This window comes from Grimontia marina, from assembly GCF_900060185.1.
GTDB lineage: Bacteria > Pseudomonadota > Gammaproteobacteria > Enterobacterales > Vibrionaceae > Enterovibrio > Enterovibrio marinus.
The window spans coordinates 81150-93886 of record NZ_FIZY01000017.1; the positions used below are offsets into that span (position 1 = coordinate 81150).

The 12737-nt window shown below is 48.3% G+C and carries 8 protein-coding genes; 3 read left to right on the forward strand and 5 right to left on the reverse strand.

Annotated features, from left to right (window positions below):
* Positions 1-2: 2 nt before the first annotated feature.
* A complete protein-coding gene (nirB, locus tag GMA8713_RS10905) occupies positions 3-2543 on the reverse strand; it encodes a nitrite reductase large subunit NirB (RefSeq protein WP_062709228.1) in 2541 nt (846 codons plus the stop codon).
* Positions 2544-2552: 9 nt separating this feature from the next.
* Positions 2553-3350, reverse strand: a complete 798-nt coding sequence (cobA, locus tag GMA8713_RS10910) for a uroporphyrinogen-III C-methyltransferase (protein ID WP_084387706.1) — start codon at positions 3348-3350, stop codon at positions 2553-2555.
* A gap of 401 nt (positions 3351-3751) precedes the next feature.
* On the opposite strand from cobA, the gene GMA8713_RS10915 reads away from it, so the two are divergent.
* Positions 3752-6463 carry a nitrate reductase gene (locus GMA8713_RS10915; protein WP_062709231.1) on the forward strand — a complete coding sequence of 904 codons (2712 nt, stop codon included), beginning with the start codon at positions 3752-3754 and terminating at the stop codon, positions 6461-6463.
* Positions 6464-6469: 6 nt separating this feature from the next.
* Here the strand turns inward: GMA8713_RS10915 and GMA8713_RS10920 are convergent, their stop codons facing one another.
* Both GMA8713_RS10920 and topA read right to left on the reverse strand, forming a co-directional pair.
* Positions 6470-6904, reverse strand: a complete 435-nt coding sequence (locus GMA8713_RS10920; RefSeq protein ID WP_062709234.1) for a VOC family protein — start codon at positions 6902-6904, stop codon at positions 6470-6472.
* Positions 6905-7031: 127 nt separating this feature from the next.
* Positions 7032-9653 carry a type I DNA topoisomerase gene (gene topA / locus GMA8713_RS10925; RefSeq protein WP_062662311.1) on the reverse strand — a complete coding sequence of 874 codons (2622 nt, stop codon included), beginning with the start codon at positions 9651-9653 and terminating at the stop codon, positions 7032-7034.
* Positions 9654-10172: 519 nt separating this feature from the next.
* On the opposite strand from topA, the gene GMA8713_RS10930 reads away from it, so the two are divergent.
* Positions 10173-10418: a YciN family protein gene (locus GMA8713_RS10930; protein ID WP_062709237.1), complete on the forward strand. Its 246-nt coding sequence runs from the start codon at positions 10173-10175 to the stop codon at positions 10416-10418.
* Positions 10419-10463: 45 nt separating this feature from the next.
* Here GMA8713_RS10930 and GMA8713_RS10935 read toward each other — a convergent pair whose 3' ends face one another.
* Complete coding sequence (locus GMA8713_RS10935; RefSeq protein WP_339385754.1) at positions 10464-12026, reverse strand: acyltransferase family protein; 1563 nt, start codon at positions 12024-12026, stop codon at positions 10464-10466.
* A 77-nt stretch (positions 12027-12103) separates the two neighbouring features.
* On the opposite strand from GMA8713_RS10935, the gene GMA8713_RS10940 reads away from it, so the two are divergent.
* Positions 12104-12737, forward strand: a 634-nt coding sequence (locus GMA8713_RS10940) for an IS630 family transposase (RefSeq protein WP_157515568.1), incomplete at its 3' end; no start/stop codon positions are given.

Genomic DNA, 12737 nt, shown 5'->3' on the forward strand with positions numbered 1-12737 from the left:
CCTTAACTTTCCAGCGTGACGATATCGATACTTTGCGATGCAAGTTCAGCAGGAATACGCTGACCACGAACAGTTTGATATTTCAAACTCTCATCCTGCGCTTCGCTATTAACGAAGTGTTTAAAACGCTTGAGTTTCTCAGGCGATTCAATCGTGGTTTTCCACTCACATTGATAGTTACCCAGGCTTGCCGCCATTTCTGCTTCCAGCTCTTCACCAATGTTGAGCTTGTCTTCGATCACCACTTGACGCAGGTAGTCCAATCCTCCTTCGAGGTTTTCTAGCCAAACTGACGTGCGTTGCAAGCGGTCTGCGGTTCGGATGTAGAACATCAACACGCGGTCGATGTATTTAATCAGGGTTTCGCTATCCAGATCTGATGCGAATAAATCAGCGTGACGCGGGCGCATACCACCATTGCCGCACACATAGAGGTTCCAGCCGTTTTCTGTCGCGATAATACCGATGTCTTTTGATTGCGCTTCCGCACACTCGCGGGTACACCCTGATACGGCGAACTTCAGCTTGTGCGGCGATCTCAGGCCTTTGTAGCGGTTCTCGATATCAATCGCGAAGCCAACGCTGTCATCCACGCCGTAACGACACCAGGTAGAACCAACGCAGGATTTCACGGTACGGACAGATTTCCCGTAGGCATGGCCGGTTTCGAAACCTGCATCGACCAGAATTCGCCAGATTTCAGGCAGTTCATGAAGTTGCGCACCGAAAAGGTCGATACGCTGACCACCGGTCACTTTGGTGTAAAGGTCAAACTGCTTAGCCACCTGACCAAGCACAATCAGTTTATCCGGCGTGATCTCACCACCAGCCACGCGCGGCACGACGGAATACGTCCCGTCTTTTTGCATGTTGCCAAGGTAGATGTCGTTGGTGTCCTGCAATCCCATGTGCTCTTCTTTCAACACATAGTCATTCCAGAAAGACGCCAGAATCGAACCGACAGCAGGCTTGCAGACGTCACAGCCCAGTCCTTCACCATGACTGTCTAACAGTTCGTCGAACGTTTTGATTTTCTTGATACGAACAATGTCAGCCAGTTCCTGGCGGGTGTAATGGAAGTGCTCACAAAGGTTGTTGTTTACCTCGTGGCCTAGTGCTGCCAGCTCTGCGTCCATCACCTGCTTGGCAAGTGCTGAACAACCGCCACATCCGCTTGATGCTTTGGTTTCCGCCTTAAGATCTGCCATGTTGGTGCAACCCGCGACAACGGCTGCTTTGATGTCTGCTTTAGTGACGTCATAACAAGAACATATTTGTGCTTCATCAGGAAGGTTTGCAACACCAGCCGCGCCAGAGTCTGAGGAAGCCGCATCGTCAGACAGAAGCAACACTGAGGGGTATTCTGGCAATGGCATGTCGTTCAACATGGTTTGCAGCAGAGTTGGGTAACTTTCGGTATCCCCGATCAGCACAGCACCCAGCAGCTTAGTACCGTCTTCAGAAACGATAATGCGCTTGTAGATTTGCTCCACGCTGTCGGCGTAAGTGTATGATTGCGCGCCAGGTGTGATGCCCTGAGCATCACCAATACTTGCCACATCAACACCCAGTAACTTGAGCTTGGTGCTCATATCAGCGCCTTTAAAAGCGGCTTCTTCACCGCAAATGTTGGCGACGGCCACCTTGGCCATTTGATAGCCAGGTGCCACCAAACCAAAGATTTTGCCCTGCCACAGTGCACATTCGCCAATGGCGTAAACATCCTCTTCATTGGTCTGACACTGATCGTTAATCACAATCCCGCCACGCTCACCAATCTCAAGGCCAAACTCCCTCGCAAGCTCATCCTGCGGACGAATCCCTGCAGAGAAAACAATCATGTCAATTTCAAGCTCGGCGCCGTCCGCAAACATTAGTTTGTAGCGTGAAGTGCTGCCTGCCTTAATGCATTTGGTGGCTTTTTCGGTGTGGACTTTAACGCCCAGAGATTCGATTTTCTCTTTGAGTAGTTCACCACCGCCCTCATCCAGCTGAACGGCCATCAATCTTGGCGCAAATTCCACTACATGGGTGTCAACGCCCATACATTTCAGGGCATTTGCAGCTTCAAGCCCAAGCAAGCCGCCACCGATAACAACGCCTGACTCGCTATGCTTGCCAGAGGCTTCAATCGCTTCCAAATCTTCTATGGTGCGATAAACATGACAATGTGGCTGATCGTTACCTTCAATAGGTGGAACAAAAGGATAAGAGCCAGTAGCGACCACTAACTTGTCGTAAAAAACTTCTCTGCCTTTGTCTGTCACAACGCAGTGATTTTCAGCGCGAATAGCGGTGACCTTTTCATTCAGGAAGTAGTGAACACCTTTTTCGTCGTAGGCTTCATCACTGGTTAACATCAAATCATCAGCGGATTTCCCACTGAAATAGCCACTGAGCTGAACCCTGTCATAAGCCAGTCTTGGCTCTTCCGAGAAGGTCGTAATTTCAAAGGTGCCTTCAGCATTTTTGTCGCACAACTCCTCAATAAATCGGTGCCCAACCATGCCATTCCCGATGACAACGATGCGTTTCTTTTCCATTGTTATTCCCTATGCAGAAAGCTTCTCTAGCTGTGTTTCAGCCTGAGAGATAAACCAATTGAGCTCATCAGCCAGTGTGACGACCTCACCCACCACAACAAGCGCAGGGGACTTGACGCCGTCTCCTTGAATGGTGGCTTCAATTGAATGCAAATCGGCGGTAAAAACCCGCTGCTGCGGCGTGCAGCCATTCTCAATAATGGCGACTGGCGTGCTGGTAGAAAGGCCATGCTGGCTCAGTGCCTGAGTAATTTGCCCTACCTTCGACAAGCCCATGTAAAACACCAGCGTGTGATTCAGCGAGGCCAGCGCCTGCCAGTTGATGGAGAGCTCTTTTTCCGCATGAGCCGTGACGAAAGTTGCTCCTTGGGAAAGGCCCCGATGAGTCAGGGGGATACCTGCGTAGCTGGTGCATCCAGACGCTGCGGTAATACCCGGAACAACTTCTACAGATATACCCTCGCGGTGCAGCTCTAACATCTCTTCACCACCGCGACCAAACACAAAGGAATCACCACCTTTTAAACGACAAATTCTCTTGCCGCGGCTGGCGAGTTCGATCAATAGCTGGTTGGTTTCACTCTGAGGAACGCTGTGCTTTCCTTTTGCTTTACCCACATACACCAGCTCGACGCCCTCTGGGATCAGTCCAATGATTTCTTTGCTCACCAGTCTGTCGTAAACCACCACATCACTGTTTTCGATGCAGCGAAGTGCCTTGATAGTCAGCAAGTCCGGATCACCCGGTCCCGCCCCCACCAATGAGACGTGCCCTCGTTTGAAAGATGTAATTTTAACGGTGGACATCCGTGCCCCTCATGTCGCGTGTTATTTATCTCGCTAGAGCAATTTGAATGCCATTCGGCAGATAAAGACTTAAAAACCCGACATAAAACACTGTTTTTAATGGTGATATTTTTATCGATTGGCGAACAAGAGCCGGAGTAATAAACAAATCAGAAATAGAGAAATCGCTTCGAAATAGTGCAAGATAACTTCTGGGATGCACTGTTATTGCGCAATTTATTGACAGAATTTATTTGGCACCATTTCAGTGAAAGATAATATTTGAAACTTTCCTCATACTTATTCATTGGTTTTCATTAAATAAAAACTCAAATACACAAAATCATATTTAACAATGAGTAGTTGGCGTGAGAGTTGCTTTATTCCCCCCAATAGAGATAAGAGAATCTCAGGGGAATAAAATGACTAAAAATAATGATTCCAGTTGGATAAAGTCGACGTGTGCATATTGCGGAGTAGGCTGTGGCATTGAGGCCAAAGTACAAGCGAATGGAAAACTGGAAGTTCGTGGCGACGAAGAACATCCGGCAAATTTAGGAAAGCTTTGTTCAAAGGGCTTAAAGCTAGGGGAAACCGTCACTACTCAAGGGCGTATGCTCTCCCCCTCCGTTCACGGCGAAGATTGCTCATGGGATGACGCGCTCTCCCATGTCGCTTCCACCTTCAGCGATACCATCGCCAAGTACGGACAAGACTCGGTCGCTTTTTACGTGTCAGGACAGTTGCTGACCGAAGATTACTATGTCGTCAACAAGCTGATGAAAGGCTTTATCGGCAGCGCCAATATCGATACCAATTCCAGACTGTGTATGGCTTCCTCTGTCGTCGGACACAAACGCGCATTCGGCGAAGATGTAGTACCTGGCAACTATGAAGATCTGGAACTTGCTAACCTTGTGATTCTCACGGGCTCAAACCTCGCATGGTGTCACCCGGTTTTGTATCAACGCCTTAAAGCCGCAAAAGCACGTCATGGCACTAAGGTCGTGGTCATCGACCCACGGGAAACAGCAAGTTGCGAAATTGCCGACCTTCACCTTCCCTTATTCCCGGGCTCTGACATTGCGTTGTTCAACGGCTTACTCGCCTATATGGCCAAGCGGAATCAGATTAACCAGCGATATGTCGATCAACATACCGAAGGCTTTAATGAAGCACTAGAGCTCGCCAAGCGTTTCTCAAACATCACGTCTGTGTCTTTGGCTACTGGCCTCAAAACTGCCGATATTGAAATCTTCTACCAGTGGTTCCGCTCAACACCGAAGACAGTGACCGTGTATTCGCAGGGGGTCAATCAATCCACCAGCGGTACAGACAAGGTAAACAGCATTCTCAACTGCCATATAGCAACAGGTCGGGTTGGTCAGCCGGGTTCCACGCCGTTTTCCATCACTGGACAACCTAACGCCATGGGAGGCCGTGAGGTTGGCGGTCTGGCCAATACGCTGGCAGCACATATGGAATTTGGTCATCCAGAACAATCAGAACTACTCAGTGAATTTTGGGATACCTCTAACCTTGCGACTAAGCCCGGCCTCAAAGCCATGGACATGTTCGAAGCGATTGAGACAGGAAAAATTAAGGCTCTTTGGGTGATGGCAACCAACCCAGCAGTCAGCCTCCCGGAAAGTAACCGGATTAATGCGATTCTCGCCAGTTGTTCCTATGTTGTCGTCTCTGATTGTGTTGAAAGCAATGACACCTTGAAGTACGCCCACGTTCGCCTTCCTGCACAAGGTTGGAGCGAGAAATCAGGTACTGTCACCAACTCCGAACGCCGGATTTCGCGCCAGCGTCGTTTGTTGCCTACCCCTGGTATGGGCAAGCCCGACTGGTGGATAGTCAGCGAAGTCGCAAAGAAAATGGGATTCGAACAGCAGTTCAGCTACCGCTCGGAGCTGGACATCTTCAACGAGTACGTAGAACAGACCCGATTAGGAAATGAAGTCGGCGCATCAACCTCACGTGCCCTGACGCTGGAAAGCCTTTCAGGTATGACACCAGAAAGTTATCAATCTTTTGCACCTAGGCAATGGCCAGCAAAAGACGGTGTTTGCCCAGAACGTCTATTCAGCGACGGAAACTATGCAACGCCGAATGGCAAAGGAAGATTTGTTGCCGTTGATTCCAAGCCACCCGCACTGCCTTTAAGCGAGCGCTACGGGCTTATATTGAATTCTGGTCGAATTAGAGACCAATGGCATACCATGACCCGCTCCGGACTCTCTCCGTCGCTTTCAGAGAACGACAGCGTGCCTCAGCTTGAGATCCATCCCTTTGATGCAGCCGATCGGGGCATCAAGGAAGGAAATTTGGCAAAAGTCGTGAGTGCCATTGGAGAACAGATGTTCATTGCCAATGTCACTAGCAAGGTTTCCGTCGGGCAATGCTATGCCCCTATTCATTGGACACATACCAACTGTTCAGATGGCAAGGTGTGTACCGTCATTCCTTCCAACACGGATCCATTCTCTGGCCAGCCTGAGTTCAAGGCGACGCCTGTTGAGGTGAAATCGGTTAAAACCTATCTTGATGCGCTGATCGTTTCTAAGTATCCATTGGATAAAACCAAGCTCAATGCTATTCCTGCTACCTTTTGGGTATCACAACAATGTGATAGCGGTGTCTTGTATTCACTCAAGCTAACCGCAAAAACATTGGAGTTGGAAGATTTGTTGGCTGCATTGATGGATGATGAACAGCCTACTCTGGTCACTGCATCCAGTGGCGAGGCACTACGGGTAGTCTCTCTTAAGTCAGGAGAATTCGAACTTGCCGCAGCCATATATCCATCGTCGCTAGCCGGGTCTCAACCCGATATTTCCCAGTTAATTTCAGCGGAAGCAGAGCCTGAAATCATGCATGGTTTTCTTGCCGGCACGCTGAAAGCCAAATCACGAACCATCTGCACCTGTAAAAAGGTCACCAAAGCAGACATTGAGAATGCCATCGATAACAGTGGCGTTTGTTCTGTGAAATCGTTGGGTGAGATAACTGGTGCAGGAACCGGCTGCGGCTCCTGCGTGGCGGAACTGGAACAATTTACTGGGAACGCAAAGCCAATTTCAGTCTCGCCGTATGAGCGTCAGGTTGAAAGCGCATGCGGCAAGTAGTCGGGTTTACTTGGCAAACAGCTGGCCTTCAATATCTTTGAAGGCTTTGAATTCAAACGCGTTACCGGTTGGATCAAGGAAAAACATCGTGGCCTGCTCACCAGGCTGGCCAACAAAACGGATGTAGGGCTCAATCACAAATTCAACGCCTTTGGATTTCAATCTATCTGCCAGTTGTTGCCAGTCTTCCATTTCCAGCACAACACCAATGTGCGGAACAGGCACTGACTTGGCATCAACAGCATTGTGATGAAGCTTGAGTGTGTTGTTTTCGCCAATGTTTGGATCATGATGAATCACCAGTTGGTGACCATAGAGATTGAAATCAACCCACTCATCGCTACTGCGCCCTTCTCCACAATTGAGGATATCCGCATAGAAACGTCGGGATTCTTCCAAGTGTCGCACTGGAATGGCGACATGAAATGGGGTTAATGCCATGACTTTCTCCTTGTCAAAGTATTGCTAGATAGCATAGGCCATAGAAAAGATAGAGATTGCCTTAAGGCTCGGAATGGACACACAAAAAAAGCACCCGTAGGTGCTTTTTCAATTTGGCGTGAAGACATTACTTCTTCTTGCGTTTGTCAGTGATTTCCCACTTACCGTCGATAAACAGACCCGTCCAGCCAGAAGGCTTGCCGTCATCTTCGGTACGCACGTAGTTCTCTTTGCTCTTACGGCTAAAGCGAACCACTGCTTTGCGACCATCTGGATCTTCCGATGGTGCATCTGCCAGATATTTGAACTTCTCAGGCAGGCGTTCTTTGAAACGTGCCAGTTCTTCAACCAATGGTGCACGGGTTTCGCGCGATTTCGGGAAGTTACTTGCCGCCAGGAACAGACCTGATGCACCGTCACGAAGCACAAAGTACGCGTCTGAATTCTCACAAGGCAGTTCAGGGAAGTGAACTGGATCCTCCTTCGGTGGCGCGACTTCGCCGTTCTTCAGGATCTTACGGGTGTTCTTACAGGTTTCACTGGTGCAATCCATGTACTTACCGAAACGGCCATTTTTCAGCACCATGTCGGAACCACACTTGTCACACTCGACCACTGGGCCGTCGTAACCTTTCAGCTTGAACTCACCTTTCTCAACCACATAGCCATCACAGCTTGGGTTGTTACCACAAACGTGCAGCTTGCGGTCTTGGTCGATGAGGTAAGCATCCATCGCCGTTTCACACTTCGGACAACGTTTCTTCGCACGCAGTGCTGCGGTTTCAACGTCTTCTTCAAGAACGTTAACGATGCCTTCTTCATCCATCAGGTTGATGGTGGTTTTACAACGCTCTTTCGGCGGCAGTGCATAACCAGAACAACCCAGGAATACGCCAGTCGATGCAGTACGGATACCCATCTTACGGCCACAGGTTGGACAGTCGATGTCGGTCATCACGATGCTGTTAGGCTTCATGCCACCTTCACCTTCTTCCAGCTCTGCTTTTTCAAGATCGCCAGTGAAGTCTTTGAAGAAGTTGTTCAGAACGTTTTTCCAATCTTCTGAACCCATCGCGATTTGGTCGAGATGCTCTTCCATACGCGCAGTGAAATCGTAGTCCATCAGATCAGCAAAGCTGTCATCCAGACGGTCTGTCACAATCTCACCCATCTTCTCTGCGTAGAAACGACGCTGCTCTACACGCACATAACCACGATCCTGAATCGTAGAAATGATCGCTGCATAAGTCGATGGACGGCCAATGCCACGCTTCTCAAGTTCTTTAACCAACGCAGCTTCTGTGTAGCGCGCAGGTGGCTTGGTGAAGTGTTGCTTCGGATCCACTTTTTCCAAAGACAGAATCTCGCCCACATCAACATGCGGCAGCGTGGTGTCTTCGTTTTTACCCATTGGACGTTGAACACGTGTCCAACCATCAAAGCGCAAGGTACGGCCTTTTGCTTTCAGGGTAAATTCGCCTGCTTCCACAGTAATGGTGCTGGAGTCGTACTTCGCTGGCACCATCTGACAAGACACAAACTGACGCCAAATCAGGTCATAAAGACGATGTGCGTCTGGGTCCATGCCCTGAAGATCATCAGCTTTCACATCCACGCTTGAAGGACGGATCGCTTCGTGCGCTTCCTGTGCATTACCTTTTGAGCCGTACACATTTGCTGATGATGGCAGATAGTTGTCACCATACTCTGAGCCAATGAAACTGCGCGCAGCTTCAACCGCTTCTTTACTCAGGTTGGTCGAGTCAGTACGCATGTAGGTGATGTAACCTGCTTCGTACAGACGCTGAGCCAGCATCATGGTCTTCTTAACACCGAAGCCCATGCGGGTACTCGCCGCTTGTTGCAGCGTCGAGGTAATAAATGGTGCAGACGGCTTACTTGAGGTTGGACGGTCTTCACGGTCAACCACTTTGTAAGTCGCTTTCTGCAGCGCAGCCGTTGCTGCCATTGCCTGCTCTTCGTTCAGCGGTTTAAACGCTTCACGATTTTGCTGAGCGACAACCAGACGCAACGCATTTTGGCTCGCCGTGGTGGTGTCAGTGTGAATGTCCCAGTATTCCATTGGAATAAAGGCTTTGATTTCGTGCTCACGCTCAACCAGCAGCTTCACAGCGACTGACTGAACACGGCCCGCAGACAAACCACGTGCGACTTTTTTCCAAAGCAGCGGAGATACCATAAAGCCCACAACACGGTCGAGGAAGCGACGTGCCTGCTGAGCATTCACGCCATCCATGTTCAGCTCGCCGGGCGCTTCGAACGCCTGCTGGATTGCGTTTTTGGTGATTTCGTTAAACACAACGCGCTTGAAGCGGCTTTCGTCACCGCCAATGATTTCCCGCAAGTGCCAGGCAATCGCCTCTCCCTCGCGGTCCAAATCCGTTGCGAGATAAACGTGGTCAGCTTTTTCTGCCAACGTTTTCAGTTCCTGCACGACTTTTTCTTTGCCCGGCAGGATTTGATAATTCGCTTTCCAGTTGCGGTATGGGTCAACACCCATTTTGTTGATCAGCGCGTTTTTATCTTTCTCTTTTTTGATGCGCTCTTTCTCTTCCGCACTCAACCCTTTGGTTGAAACTGGCGTTGCTTTCTTGCCGCCTTGCGCGGCACCGGTAGGCAGATCTCGGACATGACCTACGCTCGATTTAACGATGAAGTCTTTGCCCAGATATTTATTGATCGTTTTTGCCTTTGCCGGGGACTCCACGATAACGAGAGATTTACCCATAGTGACCCAATACGCCCTCGCGTTTCTCATTCATAAAATTCATTCAGATCGCAGGCAATCGATGAGCTTTCCAACTCCAGTGCCATGCTGACGCTTTTTTTAATATTGAGCGACTCGATCCGAATATCAACCAGTTTCTATCTAATTTCCCCTGATTGGTCGCTGCTTCCCCAGTTGTTGTTCATTTGTTAACAACAAGTCTGCACTATCAGGGAAATGTTGCCGTCTCACTTTTATTAGTCGAGGATATCTTAGACCGCTAGCCCTTTAGCGCCGCACTTTTACCCTCTATTCGTCATTGCTAAGAAAGCATGACTGAAAGTGCAGACTAAAGCAGACAGGCGCGCTAATCATTACCATTGACCGAAGCATCTTTACCATTTCACATCGAATTTTTCTGGCTTGGCTCACAATAAGTAGCGGAAGCCGCAAAATAATGAGGCTTTGTTCAAACCTACTGTTTTTTCCTTTCCCGACGCTATAATGCCCCTTCATTTCACTACCCGAATCGAGAAGAGAATGGCTGAGAAAACACCTATCAGCGCTGACGATTTACTGAAAATCGCAAACGAAATGATCCGTGAGCATGATGCTTACATCGAAGGCATGAACACTGACTCTGTCGAAGAAAAAGCCGGTGTCATGGTCTTCAAAGGGGAGTATTTTTTAGACGACAACGGACTGCCTACCCCTAAAACCACTGCCGTATTTAATATGTTTAAGTACCTGGCACACCAGTTATCAAAGCAATATACGATCCTGTAGTACTCAAAGCAAAAGAGCCTGAATTCTTCAGACTCTTTTCTTTTTTCACCCAGTAAACAGTTTCTTTAACACTTCCGACTCTTTCGTTTTCGAATAAGCTTCATAAAACGCTCGAGCACCAGCTGCGCTAAGGTGATTGTTGTCGCTGTATAGTGCACGTCCATTTAGCTCACTTGAACAGATACCGTCATTACAAGATAAGCTTGGAATATCTATGATTACCATTGAAGGATACTTGTCCTTCAGCTTATGCAGCAAACTTCTAGCATATTGATAACGCTCATAAAAAACCCCGGCTTCGATGTCGCATTTTTCTCTAGCTGCCCAGCTAAAATTGGCTTTCTTTACAAGACAGTTGCTAGGTTTAAATGGGAACGAAGGTGCCTGTTCAAATACTACGGGAGTTTTGCCATTCGCCACTAGCAAAGCGATGGTTTTGTCCATACCTTCGCTGAAAACCCTGCGATTGTTTTCAATACTCTCTGAGCGGTCTTTAATGTCACCTAAATAGATATTTCGGCCATCTTCATTTTCGGCCAAAGTTGTTTCAGCATAGGTTGACCAGCGCCCACCGAGAAACACCACCTCAGCATCAGAAGACAAAATTTCATCCAATAGCTGTTCATTACTTTTGTAGCAATGCTCTTCAAGCTCCCCATATCGGGCTCTGCCCCCTTCTGCAATCGGAGGGCATCCTCCCTGACCACCATATAAAGCACCAAAATGGTATTTCTTACCGAGCTCATCTACAAACGGCTGAAAGTGCTGGGCATGCGAGTCTCCCCAAAGGAAAGCTTTTGGCTTTGTAACGGTTTGGGATCCAAGTAACATTGGACGGAATGGCTGGTTCTGATCGAGTTGAGTACGAAAGTCATTTTCAGACTCAATGTTAGATACAGAATCATAGTAAATCGACCTAGCTTCCTCGCCAAAGCGTTCTGGGTAACCTTCTTTTTTCTCGATGTTTTTCGCCACAAAAACAATAGCCAAAACAGGTATCAGGAAATAACCTAAAAATACCGTTCTTTTGTTAACACGCAGATATCGCGCTGGATTTTCGACGCACTTCATGCTGATGTAGGACAAAACCAATGTCAAAGAAGAGCATATGACAAAACCTTTCCATCCAAAATCAGGTTGATAGTAGCGGTAAAATGCTTGTATAGGCCAATGCCATAGATACATTGAGTAAGACAGTTTACCAAGCCAAACAAGTACATGAGAGGACAATAGTCTAGCAACGGGTGTTGTTTGGTTCTCTCCAGAAAAAATAATCATTGCTGCCCCAAGGCACACAACAGCTGCATTGACGCCGGGAAACAGCCTCTCCTTATTCAGAACAATCAGCGAAGCAGCAACTAATGTACACCCTGCAACACCTATTATCTTGTATAAGCAAGGTTGACAAACACGCCCCAACCTATTGTTTTCATAAATTAAAATAGCCAAAAAAGCCCCTATTAGCATTTCAAACGCGCGACTTTGAATAAGAAAATAGGCTTCTGATGGCGCTGTCATAGCAAGATACTGCGAATAACCAATCATCGCTAACATGGTACCCACTAGTAGTTTAGGGACTAAATAGCTGTTCCTAATAGTAGATCTCAAAGATAAGAGAAACTCAGTCCGCTTTGTGCGATCTGATCAATCGCCAAACCGAAACATACCGACAAAAGGACTGAGTGATGGCCATCATAGCACCGATACCTCGTGGCGAACGTCGTAGGATGAAAAAAGCGATACAGACTACCAAGGACAAGGATTATGCCCGCAGACTTATTGCTCTCATGCAACTCCACGAAGGCAAAACGATTGTCGATGTCTGCCGTATTATCAGTGCAGCCCGCTCCTCAGTGGGTAGGTGGATTGACTGGTTTACTCAAGGTGGTATGGATGCCCTGCACGCTTTGCCTGTTGGCAGACCGCCAACGCTTCCCGTTAGCGAAATGTGTGCGATGCTGACTATTCTGGTTCAGTTTTCCCCGCAGGATTTCGGTTATCAGCGAAGCCGCTGGAGTACAGAGCTTTTAACGATGCAGCTCAATGATGTATTCCAAAGTACAGTGGCGGCTTCTACGGTCAGGCGTTGGTTACCGAAAATCGGGATCGTCTGGCGTAGGGCGGCACCTACCCTCAATATTCGAGACCCTGACAAGGAAGAAAAGCTCGCTCAGATAAGTGAGGCGCTGGACAAATGCAGTGTTGACCATCCGGTGTTTTATGAAGACGAAGTTGATATCGACCTTAACCCCAAAATTGGGGCTGACTGGACGGTAAAAGGCCAGCAGAAAAAAGTGGTCACACCGGGACAGAACTGCA